12 protein-coding genes are annotated in these 17,748 nt (G+C 40.6%); 3 read left to right on the forward strand and 9 right to left on the reverse strand.

Annotated elements, in window-relative coordinates:
* Positions 1–100 precede the first annotated feature (100 nt).
* From ACFOZY_RS06075 to ACFOZY_RS06100, 6 genes are all read right to left on the reverse strand, one after another.
* Entirely contained in the window at positions 101–3,058 is a 2,958-nt protein-coding gene (locus ACFOZY_RS06075) for an S-layer homology domain-containing protein (protein WP_378153362.1), read from the reverse strand.
* Positions 3,059–3,350: 292 nt separating this feature from the next.
* Positions 3,351–4,727, reverse strand: coding sequence for an O-antigen ligase family protein (locus ACFOZY_RS06080; RefSeq protein ID WP_378153364.1), 1,377 nt, complete (start codon positions 4,725–4,727; stop codon positions 3,351–3,353).
* A 22-nt stretch (positions 4,728–4,749) separates the two neighbouring features.
* On the reverse strand, positions 4,750–5,862 hold the full coding sequence (locus ACFOZY_RS06085; protein WP_378153366.1) for a glycosyltransferase family 4 protein: 1,113 nt from the start codon (positions 5,860–5,862) through the stop codon (positions 4,750–4,752).
* A gap of 43 nt (positions 5,863–5,905) precedes the next feature.
* Positions 5,906–6,778, reverse strand: coding sequence for a UTP--glucose-1-phosphate uridylyltransferase GalU (gene galU / locus ACFOZY_RS06090; RefSeq protein ID WP_378153368.1), 873 nt, complete (start codon positions 6,776–6,778; stop codon positions 5,906–5,908).
* Between the two features lie 13 nt (positions 6,779–6,791).
* The gene (locus ACFOZY_RS06095) at positions 6,792–8,066 is read right to left on the reverse strand and encodes a nucleotide sugar dehydrogenase (protein WP_378153370.1); all 1,275 of its coding nucleotides are present in this window, start codon (positions 8,064–8,066) and stop codon (positions 6,792–6,794) included.
* A gap of 176 nt (positions 8,067–8,242) precedes the next feature.
* The gene (locus ACFOZY_RS06100; RefSeq protein ID WP_378153372.1) at positions 8,243–8,959 is read right to left on the reverse strand and encodes a WecB/TagA/CpsF family glycosyltransferase; all 717 of its coding nucleotides are present in this window, start codon (positions 8,957–8,959) and stop codon (positions 8,243–8,245) included.
* 377 nt (positions 8,960–9,336) lie between these two features.
* Here ACFOZY_RS06100 and csaB point away from each other — a divergent pair, with 377 nt between their 5' ends.
* The 3 genes from csaB to murJ are packed head-to-tail and all read left to right on the forward strand — an operon-like array spanning position 9,337 to position 13,189.
* Positions 9,337–10,446, forward strand: a complete 1,110-nt coding sequence (gene csaB, locus ACFOZY_RS06105; RefSeq protein ID WP_378153374.1) for a polysaccharide pyruvyl transferase CsaB — start codon at positions 9,337–9,339, stop codon at positions 10,444–10,446.
* Positions 10,447–10,461: 15 nt separating this feature from the next.
* Positions 10,462–11,634, forward strand: a complete 1,173-nt coding sequence (locus ACFOZY_RS06110) for a glycosyltransferase family 4 protein (protein WP_378153376.1) — start codon at positions 10,462–10,464, stop codon at positions 11,632–11,634.
* A gap of 49 nt (positions 11,635–11,683) precedes the next feature.
* On the forward strand, positions 11,684–13,189 hold the full coding sequence (gene murJ, locus ACFOZY_RS06115) for a murein biosynthesis integral membrane protein MurJ (protein WP_378153379.1): 1,506 nt from the start codon (positions 11,684–11,686) through the stop codon (positions 13,187–13,189).
* A 241-nt stretch (positions 13,190–13,430) separates the two neighbouring features.
* Here murJ and ACFOZY_RS06120 read toward each other — a convergent pair whose 3' ends face one another.
* The 3 genes from ACFOZY_RS06120 to ACFOZY_RS06130 all read right to left on the reverse strand — a co-directional run.
* Positions 13,431–15,470 (reverse strand): S-layer homology domain-containing protein, encoded by a 2,040-nt coding sequence (locus tag ACFOZY_RS06120; protein ID WP_378153382.1) that lies wholly within the window; start codon positions 15,468–15,470, stop codon positions 13,431–13,433.
* 118 nt (positions 15,471–15,588) lie between these two features.
* Positions 15,589–16,611 carry a C40 family peptidase gene (locus ACFOZY_RS06125; RefSeq protein ID WP_378153385.1) on the reverse strand — a complete coding sequence of 341 codons (1,023 nt, stop codon included), beginning with the start codon at positions 16,609–16,611 and terminating at the stop codon, positions 15,589–15,591.
* Between the two features lie 341 nt (positions 16,612–16,952).
* The coding region (locus tag ACFOZY_RS06130) for an IS256 family transposase (RefSeq protein ID WP_378153388.1) at positions 16,953–17,748 on the reverse strand (796 nt) is incomplete at its 5' end.

The following is a 17,748-nucleotide window of genomic DNA, read 5'->3' on the forward strand; positions in this document are numbered from 1 at the left end:
ACTTTATAAAGCTTATTAAACACAAAAACCTCGAATGCGGACACTTTAAAGAGTGTCACATTCGAGGTTTTGGTTATACCTATATATTAAGGTAACTTAATTACTTAACAATAACGTTTGCAGTAGTTTTTTGACCATTTGCAAATGTAATTGTAGTAGTGAAGGAATCTCCTACTTCAAGACCAGATAGGTTCGCAGAAGATGTACCATTGGATACTACAGATAGGGAGTTATCGCCATCAGCATCTTTAATGCTTGAGAATGTTACAGTAGCTGCAACTCCTGTTTGAGTAGTATCTGCAAAAGTAACAATTCCGTTAGATGCGATTACTGCTTCAGCTCCATATTGATCATAAACTTCTAATAGTCCAAAGTGGTCAGATGCAGCATTGACATCTGCAGCTGTAGCAACAATTAAGAAACCATTATCAGTTGAAGAAACCTTAGAAGAATTGGTTACAGCGTCATAACCTACCTCAGCTACAACTGGCTTAGCTTTAGAAACTTTAACATCTTTAGAGATTACATCACCAGTATTGTTGATTGTAACTGTTGCACGTAAAGTAACTTCTGTAGCAGTTCCGTAAGAAATTGTATCTCCACTTGTAACATTCAATTCAGTACCAGAATAATCAAGAGCATTGTGATTCGTTGTCACTGAATAGTAATTGTTTGGTACGAATACTTTTGAACCGTTTGAAAGCAATCCAAATACTTCCACTTCATAATTGTAATCAGCTGCTTCAACAGTACCTGCTGCAGCTTCATCATATAGAGCGGGAACATCTTCCATATCGTATGAAACAATATCACTTTGTTCTACAACTCTAACAGATTGCTGGAATTCACTTCCAACTACTGGAGCGTATGATCCACTATTATATTGAACAAGAGCGAAGTTAAGACCTTCTGTTCCGCGAGCAGAAGAATCTACAACAGTAGCAGTATCTCCTGTGCTACCTAAACGTGTAGCACCAGTTAAGTTAATCGCGCCACCACCATTTGTAGCTTCTGAAACAGCTACAAAGTAATCGCCATTAACTGGAGATGCAGTGTTGCCTAAGTAGTTTTTCAACTTAGCACCAGACATTGTACGTCCATACTGATCCTCTGCAATCAAATCAGTAGCTTTAAATGTTAAGTCTCCAGAATTTAATACACTTGTGTAAACAGTAGATTTAACTCCAGTAATCGCTACTGGTTTTGCAAGAGCTTTTACATCAAATGTCAAAGTAGATACTTTTTGATTTTCAGTAATCGCAGTTACTGTAACATTACCTTGTGCATCTTGAGGTAAATCAAAATTCAATACAGTTTGGCCTTTAGAGTTCACTTCAAAATCTAAGTCCCCACCGTTTGCTGCAAAACTTCCAGTGCCAGACACGCTAAATGTAACTCCACCGTTTAATGCATTTACACTTGAAATAGCATTACCATACATATCTGTAGCTGAAAAAGGAATGGAAACAGTTTCGCCAGCTACTGCCAATTCAGGTTGAGAAAGAGTTAATGTATTAACTTTCAATCCTTCGTTTACAGTAATTTCATAGGAATCTGATTTACCAGTGTATTTAGAAATCAAAGTTACAGTAGATTTTCCAGCTTTTAGACCGCCAGCAAGTTTAAGAACTGTAACATCTTCACCATCAATTTTCATAGTCGTAAAGTTTGCAGTTGCGTTACCTGCATTGTATCCATCAACACTTACTACTGTAGGATCAGATACACGAACAAGTAAATCAGCTCTCGCTTTTGCTGCACTTACACTATTTCCATATTGATCTTTTACATCAACTACTAATGCATAATCAGTTACATTTCTTTCGTCAGCAGTTAATGTTTTATTAGTTTCATGATAAAGTGATGTGATATCCACTTCCGAAGCTTGTGCTTCGTTAGAAACTGTTAAAGTTGCTGTTTCAGAAACACCAGTTGCAACATGAACTAAAGATAGAGTGAACTTGTCTCCTACTTTAGCATTGTTTAATGGAATAGTAAGTGTTCCGTTTGTTGGGTTTTGAGAAACAACACCTAAGCTGCTTACTGCATTTAGAGAAGTTGTTTTAGTGATATTTTCTCCATATTGGTTCAATACTTCATAAGCTACTACTACAGTGTCAGGTGATGTAGTTGTATCAATGATTGCTTTGTCGGAAAGTAGGTTAATGTCAGTAACTTTCTCGTTTTCAGCTTTGTAAGTACCTGTAAGATCTTTTTCAGCAACTCCAGAAACTGTAACTGTATAGTCACCTTCAGTTAATTTGCTTGAAAGTTCTAAGTAAGCTGTTTTCTTATCATCGGAGAATGTAGTTTTCGCAACATTTGTTGTTACTGTTCCTTTTTTCACTGTAAATGCAGCTTTAGTTGTATCAACTGGTTTGTTGAAGTTTACTGCTAATGTTTTTGCATTTGTAGCTGTTACAGATGAAACGGCGACTTCTGCAGGAACATTAGTTTCTGCACGGTGCACGAATAATGCGAATTGTCCACGCAAGACATTGTCACCAGTACCGAATTGAGTAGAATTTTCATAACCTTGAGCAATTCCAGCTTCATTTAAAGCATCAACATATTTTTTAAATGTGTCAGATACATCAGTGAATGGGAATTCGTTGTCTGGGTTGCCAACTAACTCATAAGCGTTTGCGATTACTTTCGCCATTTCTCCACGAGTCATGAACTCGTTAGAAGCGAATTTACCAGCACCTTTTCCAGATACGATTCCTTTGTCAGCTAAGAAGTTTACAGCCCAAAGGTGGCTCTTAGGAACATCTGTGAATCCTTTATCAGGATAGTCTCCGTCTGGAGTAGCACCTAATGCTGTTGCAATCATTTTAGCAGCATCTTGACGTTTGATAGGATCGTTTGTACCGAATTTACCGTTAGGGTATCCTTCAGTAATTCCACGCTCTGCAAGATAATCTACTGCTTCTTTGTAACGATCGTTAACATCTGAGAAGCTTGCAGCCGAAGCTACAGGAGCGATTGCAGATGCAACTAAAGTTGCTGTCGCTGCAGTTGCAACGAACTTTTTGTACGACTTTGGTTGATAAGCCATAATTTGTAATTCCTCCCTGTTTTGTTTGAATTCTTATTTTGGATCGGTTGGTTAAGCCGAAACAAATTAATTCACAGTTTAAATTGTATCAACTTATCCAGTTTTGCGCTACTATTTTCATAGAATTGGTTCATATTACTTATAAACTATGTATCTATGAACGATTTAACGCAAAAGTAGACACGAAGAGACATTTAAACCTTCATAAGCAATTCTATACACAGTTGGATGTAAAATCAACTATTTTTTTACTTTCGTATAGAATTACCTGAATATTTAATAACATAGATTGCTATTTTGTGTCAATTAAGTTCTCTCGAACGACTAACATAGCCAAAATAGATGCAAGGTAAATAGATACTGCAGGAGCAGTAAGAACATGACCGGCTGTAAATGCTATACCCGTTCCAAGCAAGAATGCAACCCCATATAGAATGTAAATGTAAGAAAAGTGTGTTTTTATATTTCGTACAAAGTGGATTACATATTTAATCGCGTAAAATGCTAATGGGAAGATCAAATAAAGGAAACCGATCCATCCAAATGAAAAGAATAGATCATGAAAATCCATTTCGATCATTTTTATATCTTTGCCTTCTTCTGGCACTTCATAATTCCCTGCAAAGCCCATACCGAATAGTTTTTGTGTGATTGGAACTGAATTAAAGTCTTCCTTGAAATTCGCAAGGTATTTTTCTCGTGAGCTGAATACCAAATTTTCAAATTGTTCTTTTGTAATCTCGGGTTCTTTCTCACCATCGGGATCATCTTCATCTTTAATGTTTTCACTATTTCCCCAACTTAAATTGATATCGAGCAAATCTAAGTGAGCATACATATTTCCAAAGACAGGTGTAAATGGTGTAACCAACATGAGTAAGAGTGTCAGGGCAAATGAAACAATTAGATTCGCCTTAACTTGTCTTGTTTTCATTTTCATAAAGATCATCATTATCCCACTTCCAATTAAAACGGAAAGTAAGACGACGAGAATTCCACCGTAACCGACCTTCGTACCTAAACCTAACATGCCCATAGATACCATGACGAACGGAATCCATTGCCAAGGTTTCTTTGGATTGTCAGTGCGTTCAATTGCGTATAGAGCAACAATCGGTAAAACAATGGCCATGATGGCTCCAATTTCATTCCCAGCAAAGAACCAGCCTGAATATCCTTCTTTGTAATAAGCATAGTTCGGCAAACTTGTTCCTGTCACTTGGGCAATGATGAATACCGCTCCGATTATAATCCCAGAAAGCCAAATGTATTTTGTGGTGTTTTTCTCGATATCCCAAGAACGTTCTTTCAATTGTTTGTAGACGATGACAAGTCCCAAAAAGACAACATGGAAGTATACAACCTTATTGAAGAACTTTAATTCCTGGAAAAGATAGTACGGATCTTTCACGTTCATGTTGAGTGCGATATTAATGACAATGATGGCTGCAAGTCCGATTAAATAGAACACATACCATTTAGAAAGTTTGCTTTTCCGTGCCATGTAAATTAGGAATACGCCGGACAAGGCCATATAAAGGAATCTTATGATTGTCCCAAATGTAATATTCAAATTTAGTAATAATAATGATGCAGCCGTCAATACATCGATAATTGGCTGAAGAATCAGGAATGCTACGAAGTAAACTAAGAATTTTGTTTGATTCATGGTAGGTAAATTTCCTCTTTCATTAGTTTCGTGAGAATTCATTGAAGATTTTTGAGAGTTTTGGTTTGATCGCCTCGACTTCATATTCGAGGGAGGTTTCATAAGCTTTAGTTGCAACGGTTTGTCTTTGAACTTCTGTAAGTGAATCAAAATGGATGAGCAGATCTTTTAAGGCTTGGGGATTACCCGGTTCGAAAAGCCAACTATTTTCGTTATCTTTTACATAATCCAATATTCCGCCAATTGCTGACGCAATGATTGGTGTTCCACAAGCCATTGCTTCCAAACCGACAAGTCCTAAGCTCTCGCCTTTACGTGTCGTAGGGAAGACGAATGCTTCGATGACGTTATAGATTTTTGCAAGATCGGTCTGTTTCATGAGTGGGTAATGGACAATCGAGTCCCCTAAGTTGTGTTTTTCGACAAGGTCCTTAAAATGTCCTTCATCTTTTCCAGAACCAACTACGATAAATTTGGTGCGGTGCTTTTCTTCCGGCTTTTCTTCGAAATACATTTGGATGGCGTTTACGTAATGATCCCACCCTTTGCCGACATCAAGTCTGCCGACAAAACCGAAATAGCGGAAGTTAGGGTCAAGCTTTAGTTCTTTTTGTAGCTGGTCTTTATTCGCTTTCATCGGACGGAACACATTTTTGTTGACCCCGCCTGAAGGGAATACCCGGATTGGAGTTTTGACACCATATTTTTCTTTAACGAGTGATTCGTAGTAATGGGAAGGTGTGATTATGAGTGATGATTTACTCAATAACTCTTTTACATATGGTTGGTACTTTTCCTGTGAAGATACTTCCGGTACAACGTCACTGCCGTGGACATTCGTCACAATTTTGACGGATGGTTTCAGTTTCTTTAGTAAAAGAAGTGGTAATGCGTTATGTGCTGCGTAATGGACGTAAATTGCATCGTAGTTGCCGGAAAGCCCTTTTGACACAACTTTACTATAGTATGCAGCGTAACCGGAAAGTTTTCCTACTTTCGACGTCTTTTTTTGTAGGACAGCCCTGTCCACCTCGAACCCTTCGTCCTTCAAGATGTTTTCTACGTTTTGCACGAACACTCCGTAGCTTGGAAATTGTTCGGACGGATACATGTTCGCGACTAATAAGATTTTCATCGATTAGTCTCCTTAAAAGAAACACATCGCTGGTGGCGATGTGTTATCGATACTCTTTAATTTTCTGTTCCATAAAGTCTATTAATTGCTCTCTCAACTCAGGACGTTGAAGCGCGAATTCAATCGTCGTTTCGATGAATCCTGGCTTCTCCCCTACATCATAGCGGTTGCCTTCGAACGCGTACGCATAAACCGATTGTTCGTTATTCAGTTTTTCGATTGCGTCGGTCAACTGGATCTCTCCACCCGCTCCGATTTCCATCTCATCGAGATACTTGAAAATTTCAGGAGTGAAGACGTATCGCCCAATGATCGCCATGTTGGAGGGAGCAGTACCTTGTTTAGGTTTCTCGACGAATTTGTCTACCTTGTATAAACTACCGATTTGCTCAGACGGATCGATAATGCCGTATCTGTGTGTTTCTGACTCAGGCACTTCCATAACACCAATAACGGATGATTGGGTTTCTTCATATTGGTTCATCAGTTGACGTAAGCAAGGTACTTCAGCATCGACTATATCGTCACCGAGAAGAACGGCAAACGGCTCGTCACCGATAAACTTCCGGGCAGTCCAGACGGCATGTCCCAATCCAAGCGGAGCCTTCTGACGGATATAGTGGATTTCCACTTTACCGGAGTTTTGAACCTCTAAAAGTAATTCGAACTTCTTCTTCTCTTCAAGAGTATGTTCAAGAAGTGGTGCTGTATCGAAATGATCTTCGATGGCACGCTTATCCTTACCGGTAACGATAATGATATCTTCAATACCCGATTTAATGGCTTCTTCCACAATGTACTGAATTGTCGGCTTGTCGACGATTGGAAGCATTTCCTTCGGCATTGCTTTTGTTGCTGGGAGGAACCGTGTTCCAAGCCCGGCAGCGGGAATAATCGCTTTACGCACTTTTTTCATCGTTGGTTCCTCCTTAGTTTTTGGAATCGCCTAAAAGATACACATCAAAGCCGGCTGCTTCCCATTTTTCACGATCGATGATGTTCTTCGTATCGATAATGATATGGTTTGTCATTTGGTCTTTTATTAGCTCAGGATTTAAAGTCATGAATTCATCATGAGCAGTCAAAATCAGGATAGCTGAGGCATCTTTGAGTGCATCTTCTTGAGATTGCGTCTGATCCGGTAATTTACTTTCTTTAATATGTGGATCGTAAGCTTTGATGTTCAATTGACGAATGAGCAATTGATTGACCACATCAACAGAGGGGCTTTCTCGCATATCGTCAATGTTTCCTTTGAATGCTAAGCCGAATACAGCAACCTTTGGATCTTTGATTCCTTTAGCATTCAGAATTTCCGCAGTCAGTTGTGCGGTGTATGATGGCATTCCATCGTTTGTTTTACGGGCAAGGTGGATCATTTGCGCTTGTTCTGGATCAAGTTCCACTAAGAACCAAGGGTCTACTGCGATACAGTGACCACCGACACCAGGGCCCGGTTGGTGGATGTTAACACGCGGATGGAAGTTGGCCAACTTGATTGCTTCCCAAACGTTCACACCGATTCGTTGTGCAATTTTTGCCAATTCATTGGCGAAAGCAATGTTCACGTCACGGTATGTGTTTTCCATAACTTTTACGAGTTCCGCTGTCGTTGCGTCTGTTTCGTGCATCGTCCCTTGGACAAATGACTTATAGAGTTCAGTCGTCATTGTTGCAGATTCCGGGTTGATTCCACCGATAATCCGGTCGTTGGAAATCAATTCTTCGAATACACGGCCAGGGATGACACGCTCAGGTGAATGGGAAACGAATAGCTCTTCCCCGATTTTCAGACCAGATTTGACTAGTTCTGGCATCATAACATCCTCAACTGTACGTGGTGGTACAGTGGATTCAAGAATGACCAAGTTTCCTTTTTCAAGGTAAGGAACGATGGAAGCTGTCGCACTCCGAACATATTCAAGGTCGGCAGTCTTGTCCACTTTGATGGGAGAAGGAACCGCGATAATGAATACGTCCGCTTTTTTAGGAGAAGTGGCTGCTGTAAATGATTTAGCATCAACCGCAGTATTCAGCATTTCCTGTAAACCTTTTTCCTCGATATGTAATTTCTTATGATTGATCATGTCCACGGCTTTTTCGTTAATATCTACGCCGTGTACTTGATGTCCATGATTTGCAAACATGACTGCTGTCGGAAGGCCGATATAGCCAAGACCAACAACGGTAATTGACTTTTTCATATGGATGATGCTCCTTTGATCTAAACATGAATTACATTTACAAATAGTGTTATTTCATTCATTAACATTTTTAATTTTAACTCATATTCCATAGTTATTGTGTTACAAAATCGTTCAAAACGTAATATTGCCAATTAATGTGAGATTGTACTACCAAGGTTTGTCCTGAACAGGAGTTATTTCCTATTAAATATAACTTTCAAAAGAAACTTCGGTAAATTCATCTGCCGCTTTATTCTTTTTGGGTCACTTAATAGCCTATACAACCATTCGATCCCCAGTTTGCGGAATGATGCAGGTGCTCTCTTCACCATTCCAGAGAATACGTCGAAGCTCCCACCTACCCCTTGGAATACTAAGACGTTATTCAAAGCGTTCATGTTCCTTTTAATCCATAATTCCTGTTTAGGGCTGCCAAGGGCTACGAAAATAATTTCTGCACCGCTATCTTTAATGCGTTGGACAAGGGCAGCTTCGTCCTTTTCATAACCATTTGTGTACCCTGCAACCTTTATGGATGGAAAATTGTCCTTTATTTTAGAAATGGCTTTAGTAACGACTTCCTCTTTCGCTCCGTAGAAGTAGACCGGATGATTTTCTTCTGCAGCGAATTTGAGGAGACGCTCCATCATGTCTACACCGGTGACCCGGGATTGGATACTCCCCTTCTGTAATTTAGAGGCGAGAAGGATTCCTACACCGTCTGCAATTTGAAAGGTCGAATTATTGATGAGTTCTTTTACTTGAGGATCCTTTTGGGCGGTCATGACTTTTTCAGGGTTGACTGCGATGATTGTGGATTGTTGGTGGTTTGCCATCCGCTTCCTCAACTCTGTTAGTATTCCTTCATATGTAAGAGGTGAAACATCCACACCTAAGTATGTTTCTTTCATTATGAACTACTCCAATTCAATTGATTTTCAATTGTATAAGTATAGCAGATTCCCTATTTGGTTGCACAGCCTACGGGATAGGTGATAAAATTTGGCTAAGAATGCTTTCACCTTAGCGTGGGAGCTTTTGTTTTGCATCATACTTATTCGCTGCAGGCGGATGCTTTCCGCGGGCAAGCACCAAGCCGCTTCGGGACAACACGAAGTTGGTCATGAAGGCGTTGCCGCAGGACGCGGCGTAATTAGCCTTCCTACCCAGATCGCTCCGTCCAGGGTCTCGGTTTCCTTGCTTTTTCCGCTGGAGTCACCGCCTTCCGCTAATATAAAGTGAAGGCAGCTTCTTTATGCTTTACACTTTTTAGAGGAGGAAACATTCATTGAAGATTGTACTATCAGGCTTTTATGGCCTTGGAAATACAGGGGACGAGGCGATTTTGAAATCGATTGTCGATAACCTGCGTTTGGAATTGGATAACCCGGATATCACCGTGTTCTCCTTATCACCCGATAAAACAGCGGCGGAACATAATGTAAAATCCGTTTACCGCGGATGGCGCCATCAAAATAAGGAAAAAGTGAAGGCATTGCGTAAAGCTGATCTGCTGATTTCCGGTGGTGGCGGCTTACTGCAAGATACATATCCAACGAAATTCTTGTTCGGTCCACTTCCTTATTACTTACTCATTGTTTTCTTAGCCAAACTTTGCGGAACGAAGGTTATGTTCTTCTCGCAAGGGATTGGTCCAGTAAACTCCACTTGGGGCAAGATCCTCATGAAGGTATTCGCCAATATGGCTGACTTTGTGACGGTACGTGATCAGTATTCGAAGGATTATCTCCACAAGTTGGGTGTTACTCGTCCTGAAACTGTCGTGACTGCTGATATCGTGTTTGCGTTCCGTGCGGACAAAGAAGACCGTGCTTATCAGTCTCTTCCATTAAAGGGAGACGAAAAGATAGTCGCTGTCACTGTGCGTCCTTGGTTTGAACATCCAGAGTATATGGACAAGCTTGCTTGGGTACTTGACCGATTTATTGAACAGCGTGGCGTTACCCCTATTTTCGTTCCAATGGAAGGAAAGTATGATGTACCTGCTTCCAATGAGGTTTTGAGTAAGATGGAACATGGAGACAAAACGTATATCCTTGGTTCTGATTTCTCACCAAATGAGTTCCTAAATTTTATCCGTCATGCCGATTTGACGATGGGACTTCGATTACATGCATTGATTTACTCCGCTCTCAGTAATGTCCCCCACTTAGGGTTAAGCTATGACAAGAAGGTCGAAAGCTTTCTAAAACGCTCGGGTATGTGGGATTATTCCTTCCCTCTTGGTGAAATTGATCAAGAGAAGATGTTGGAGAACGCTCTTTACTTATTAGACAATAAAGAAGAAGCGCAAGCGATAATCGAACCGAATGTCGCTAAACTTCGCGCTGAAGCGATGCGCAATTTGGATCTTTTGAAAGAGAAATTTGTGAAATAAAAGGAGTTATTTGCTTTGAAAATTTTGCTCGCCACTTCATACGATTATCCGCACTTAGGCGGGTTATCTACACATATGACAACATTGAAGACCGGTCTGGAATCTCGAGGCCATACAGTGGATACTTTGTCGTTCACTGATGTTCCAAAATGGAAGCAATATTTAATTGCACGAGGTCCATCGTTCATTTTGAATAAAATTTCCAAAGGTGCGGGGTACCACTGGACATTAGAACGTAGACAGAAGTTCTTGGAGAATATGTTAAGCCAAGAAAAGTACAAGCAGTATGACATCGTCAATGCCCAGGACGTATTTGCGACACGTGCTTCCATTGCAGCTGGTCTCCCTACTGTTACGACTACTCATGGTTATTTGACTTACGAGGGAATTTCCAGAGGGGCTGTGGCTGAAGGCAGCAAACATGCGGATCGGCTATTGGCCGTCGAGCGTGTCGGCTACACTGCTACTCGTGCGGTTATAACTGTAGATACACGGATTAAAAATTATGTGAAGAAAGAAACAGGCGTCGAAGGACATATGATAAAAAACTTCATCGACGTTGAAGCTTTTAAACCTGAAGTTGAACGATGCGAAGAGTTCCGTAAAAAGTATGGATTTAGCTTGGATGAAAAGATTTTCTTCGTTCCACGTCGTTTGAATCATAAGAATGGTGTCATTTACCCGGTTCTTTCATTGCCGGCGGTATTGGAAAAACACCCAAATGCACGTGTCGTTTTTGCTGGTACTGGGGAATTGATGGAGGAACTAAAGTCGAAATCTGCCGAACTTGGCATTTCCGATCATGTGACATTACTCGGCGCTGTTGACCACAAAGACATGGTTGAATATTACGCGATGAGTGATATCGTCCTCGTACCTTCCGTCTATTCGGCTGGGGTTGAGGAAGCGACTTCGATTTCGGCGTTGGAAGCAATGGGTTCCGGAGTGCCTTTGATCGCTTGTGCAGTTGGCGGATTGAAAGAAATCGTAAATGATGGAGTTGACGGGATTTTAGTTCCGGATCGTAATGTCGAAGCGTTCTCCGAAGCAATGGTTTACTTATTGGATAACCCTGAAAAGGGAGAACAACTGGCAGAGACGGCGCGTCAAAAGATTGTGGAGGAATACTCCCACTTTGCAGCAGCTGAAAAATATGAAGAGATCTATATGAAAGCATTGAAGAACTAATTCGAAGCTCCTTGCGCAATGCGGGGAGCTTTTCTAAGTAGGTGAAAAAATGGCAAGTTTAAAGAAAGCCGCTCTCTGGACTACTGCCCTGGCCTTGTTATTAAAACTTTCCGGTTTTATTCGCGAATCGGTCATCGCCAAGCAGTTCGGAATATCCGCAGAAACCGACGGCTATAACTTAGCATTCGGCTTCATTACCTTAGTTGTAGCTATGATTGCGACCGGTTTTAATAATGTGTTCTTGCCGATGTATGTGAAGCGTCGGACAGAAGGTGCTGGCGATTCGAATGCCAATGCATTGTTGAACTGGACGATGATTTTGTTTGCCATGATCAGTGTGGTCGGATGGATATTTGCCGAAGCATTTGTTCCATTCATTTACGGTAACATGTCTGCTGAAGTTGAGGTAATCGCAGTTAATATTACGCAGATCTTTTTTGCTTTCATGACGATGATTGCATTAAGTGGATTGTTGGAATCGTATTTGCAGTCAAGGAGGATTTTCGTTCCTTCCCAGTTGGCTAAGTTGTTGGCAACTTTGTTCTCAGCTTTGTTTGCATTGTTCTTCAGTGATATTTGGGGAATCTATGCAGTCGCTAATGGTTTTGTTTTCGGGACAGTTGTTGGGGCATTGATCCAAACGTTTTACTTAATCAGGTCTGATTACCATTGGCGTCCGGATACGAAGATGGAGAGCGACTTTAGAAAAGCTTTTATTGTACTGATCATCCCTTCATTATTGAATTCTGTAGTCGGCCAAGTGAATCTATTTGTTAATAGGTATTTTGCATCTGGAATCGGCGATGGTCCAGTAACCATCCTGAGTTATTCTTCCTTGATTACGAGTATTCCAACAGCAATTTACGGAACTACATTAGCTGCTATTATATTTACGTTAATGAGTGAGCAAGTCGACAAATTAGATGAGTTCAAAGGAACATTCTTCCGAGGAATGGAATTATCATTTGTAACACTTCTTCCAATCGCCGTTGGATTAGGAATTGTCGGTGACGCCGTGATCGAATTCATCTATGAACGAGGCGCCTTTACAGCTACAGACACACAATTGGTATATGTAGCTCTACTTTTATACTTGCCAATCATCGTCTTCCAAGGAATGCAATTGATGTTATCCAAATCGATGTATGCCAGAGGAAAGACGGCAGTTGTATTCAGGATTTCGGTTACAACCATTGTCGTCAATTACATCATGAACTGGCTGTTTGTCGATGACTTCGGGTATCCAGCATTAGCCTTGTCCGCTTCTGTTGTTTCCATCTATTACTTTACTGTTTCCATGATTGTTGTTTATAAGGACTTAGGAATGTCGGAGTTTAAACGGTTCATGCGTATGAGTGGACGAGTGGTCGTCCCAGCGATTGCTATGGGATTGGTTGTTTGGGGAGCAAAGGTATTAGCCGGTGCTTCGACATGGTATCCATTGGTGGAGCTTGCGGTATTGGTGCCACTTGGAATGATTGTTTATGCAGTAGTTCTGAAAGTGGCATATCCGGTTGGATTTAATCGTTTACTTCGTATGGTGAAACGGGGCTAACTCTTATGAGTTGGCTCTTTTTTTGATTTACACTACAGAATTAGGGACAAAGTCCTCCCCTTTCATTTCGTGAGCATTAAAATCATGGTCCTCTTGTTGTAAAACCTCAAGTCAAAGTTGTAAAATCTTTTTCCTTAGTTGTAAAATCATATTCTCTTGTTGTAAAACCTCAACCCAAAATTGAAAAACGTTAAAAATTTCCATAGAAATAGCCTCACCAACCATCGGTGAGGCTTCCTTATTAATAAGTGATTTTATTTACATAAGCTGAGTGTATCCAACCATAATCTGAACTGGTTAGATCGGATAAGACTTTGTACCATACGGCACCGTCTGTACCTACTGCTTCATCAACAATGACCACTGGATAGCCAAATCCGTTGTTGAAGCCAAGGTTTTTCGGTCTGTATGTGAATAGTACGTTGGATGTGTTTGGATCTGGAGCAGACCGTACATTCAACGATGCGGATGTGTTGGTCATCCCTAATTGATAGAATCTCATGTCTTTATTGCCAAGCGCAATATCCGCTCTCCACATGTGACCTGCAATTTTAGCTCCCCAGTTTGGGTCCGCCGCGTAGTTTACATTGAATCCGGATGTTTTATTGCCCGGTACAGCTCCCATGGCACGCAAGCCAATTGGTGGTGCATAGTTGGCATTGATGTATTGGTTCACGAATGCCAAGATACTGTTTTCTGGTCGTACGTACTTCTCGCCTGCATTCGGATCGCTGTCATACACTTTAATTCCGAACAGGTTATTTTTGTTTTGGGCGTTACCACTCATTCCATAGTCACTCTCGTGAATGGCAGCAGCTAAAATGAATAGACTGTTTACTTTGTAGTCCGTTTCCATTTGTTTGATATAGCTTCCCATACCGATAAGTTTAGAAATAGTTGTCGCATTCTTATATCTTGTCAGGCCCGTCGCTTCAAGTTCTGCCAAACGGGTTGTGATATAAGAATCTAATTCTTCCGCTGTATAATTCGTATTGGAACGAATATTCAAGTATTGGAAATACGGATAGAACGTGAATTGCAATTGTCCTTTATCATTTGCGAAATGGATGCCGTCATAGCTGTAGTATTTCACATGACGTTCCATTGTGGAAGGACCGGTTCCAATTTGGTAACCTCCATAGCTATTCGAAAGGTAATTGTATGTGTAATGCGTAATTGTGCCGTAATCATTTTTTACGTAGTAATCCCGGCCTTTTACTAATGAAAGAGGAATCATCTCTACTTCACTATGCTTCATAAAGCCGACTGTACCAGCTACTTGAACTTTAACGAAATCTGCATTGGCGTCAATATAACGTAGTTCGCGTCCTTCTACAATGTACGTAGCTTGTTTCTTGAAAGTCGGGTCTTCATAAATACTTGCTGTATTTGCCTTTGTATCAGCAGCGTAGGCCATCCCGATCTTGATACGGATCAGTTCATTTCCTTTGTAAAGACCTTGTGCATTTGTGTTGTTTTTGAATGCTTCCGCGGCCGTGTCATAATCTGTGTATGTCTTAGAGTCTTTTACTAATGCACCATTTTGAATGGTAGCAATTTGGAACACGCTCGGATCAACAGGCGGTTCTGCTGGAGGTTGTTCCACTGGCGGTTGTTCCACAGGTGGTTGCTCCACTGGAGGCTGTTCAAAATTTTCAATCGCAGCAAGCAATTGATAGATTACCTTTGCAGCGTGTTGACGTTCAGCGTTTCCTTTAGAATTGTAACTGAATGTACCATCTCCATTTGGAATTCCGCTTAAAATTTCAAAGTAGGCAGCGTAATAGACAGAGCGGACTGCACTGGAAGAAGTAAAATCAGCTTTGTCGGTAAATTCAATTGTCTTCATATCAGATTTCATATTCAATTTTCCAAGTACATTTTCGACAACAATGGCAAGTTGCTCACGGTTAATCTCGTCATATGGTCCGAAACGACCGTCAGAGTAGCCATTCATCAAGCCTGCTTCAGAGGCGGCATAGATTCCTTTAGCGAGTGCGGAACTATTCGCTACGTCCGGATAGGACCCTGTAGCTTCCTCCAACTCTAAAGCACGCATTAGGAAGGTTGCAAACTGGCCTCTTGTGACTGTTTTACGTGGATAATACATTTCATTATCGAATCCTTGAATGATACCCTGATCAATCATTGCCTGCATTTCTTTTTGGAGAGTGATCCCCACCAATTCCTCATCACCTGCCATAGCTGACATAGGCAATAGTGAAACTACTAATATAGCAGTAAGTATCGACATGAATAGTCTTTTCGCAACAATTCTCATGTTTTTCTCCCTTCAAGTTACATTATTCATATTTTACAAAAAAAGAAGTTTAATAGATAGACTTTTGGGTATTTAATAAAAAAAGAGAGTCATCCAAATTGAACGACTCTCTTCTAAATCAGTTGATAGACATTGCACTATATAAAGCTGCAGAGAATTCTGCACGGGACGTTTCAGCGTCCACTTGGAAATTCGAAGTTTGGAATAAGGAAGTTTGGTCGATTGCTTTCAAGGCGACGATTGGTTCAAATGCCCAATATGATGCGGCAACATCATAGTATTTAATAGAGGCTGTGTGTACCAATTCATCGGATGCTTCTGACGTCTTGAAAGCTCGATCTAAAATAACAGCAAGCTGTGATTTAGTAAGTGTATCGTACATTCCGAATCGTCCATTTGTGTAACCTTTAAGGATGCCCGCTTCGTTCATTGCTGCAATATCGTTAGCAAATGAATGGTTAGAAGCTACATCAGAGAATTTAACTGCTTTTGTTGCTTTAAGATTTAATGTCCGGTTGATCATAGCGGCAGCTTGTCCACGTGTTACGGATTCGTTTGGACGGAATTCTTGGTTTTCAAAACCATTTACGATGCCACCGATGTTCAACTCTCTAATTGCGATATGCGCTGGGTGAGTGGAACTTACATCTGCGAATTGTCCGTTCGTTACTGGAGGTAAACTTTCTTTTACCTGAGAAAGTCTTTTTGCTCCTGCATAACGTGGTCCCCAATAAGGGTTAGTGTTGATATTCGAGATTGCAATGCCTTCATTTTCAGCGGAGATTACGTTACCATTTCCAAGATAAATTCCAGTATGAGAGATTCCTTTTTTGTACGTATTCTTGAAGAATACTAAATCTCCAGGTTGCAAATCACTTTTACTTACCGATGATCCAACGTTGTATTGTTCAGCGGAAGTACGTGGTAGATCTATATTAAAATGATTGAATACATATCTGATATATCCTGAGCAATCGAATCCTGATGGTGTGGTTCCGCCGAAGCGGTATGGTACGCCAAGGAATTTTTTTGCGTAGGATGCAACATCGTCTGGTGTTGCGGCTTTCGCTTGCGGAGCTGCAAACGGGGCAATGGATAGAATTAACACGGCAACTAGTATCTGAATGATTCGTTTCTTCATTATTCACCTCATAGATTTATGTGTAGAGTCTTGGATGCGTTCTTGAATAACTCTTCTTCTTAACCAGTGACTAAACATTATTATTTAACACAAGACTTACTATATCAGAAATCTATTAATCTAAACTTTACAGTTACATTACAGTCATATTTCAGTTGGAAATAATAGGGATAACGCCGGGTATATTGATTGGGCATTATGTAGAAAGCTATCCTATACATGTAAAATGACATTCCTTTACACCTATATAGCCATTTTGATATCAATAACGAAATAAAGCAGTCAAGTCCATAATCTTGTGTAAAATTACTGGGCAATCATTAGTTGCTGAAATTCATTATTTATAGTTTTCTATTCAGTGGATTTTTCCACTTATATTGTTCATCGATGTCCATTAAAACAGCTCCAATTAACCGGAACGCTGAATTTGTATTTGGGAATACCCGAATAACACGTTCTCTTCTGCGCACTTCCTGGTTTACTCGCTCCAATGCGTTAGTGGAATTAATAAATCGATGGATAGTTAGTGGAAAGCTTAAGTATTGGATGGCATCCTCGAAGCCCTCTTCCAGTACCTTTAATGCTTTGTGGTATTTGACATCATCTTCGAAACCTTTTTGGACGTCGTCCAAAAACTGACGTGCATCATCAATTGTAGTGGCACGAAAAATCCTTATTACCTGAGCACGAAACTCTTGTGTATCTTTTTTGGGAAGGTGAGAGAAAATATTTCGTTTAAGATGTACAGTGCAGCGTTGCCAGGAAGTGCCTAAAAATTCTTGGGCAATGGCTTTCTTTAGGCCTTCATGAGCATCAGAAATAATTAGCTTGGGAGATTGGATTCCCCGAGCTTTTAGCTCTTGTAAGAACTCTTGCCAGGCAACAAAAGTCTCTTGATGGCTCACTTTTAAACCGATGATTTCCCGCTTACCTTGTTTACTTAAGGCCATAGCGATATACACCGCTTTAGATACAACACGATCCCCTTCCCGCACTTTAATATACATGGCATCTACGTAAAGATAAGGATAATAGGTAAGACTGAGTGGACGATTTGCCCACTCCTTAACAACTGGATCGAGCTTTTCAATTAGGTTAGAGACAAACGATTTGGAGACACTTTGTCCACATAGTTCT

Origin of the sequence: Chungangia koreensis (assembly GCF_042651785.1) — a bacterium.
Lineage (GTDB): Bacteria > Bacillota > Bacilli > Bacillales_A > Planococcaceae > Chungangia > Chungangia koreensis.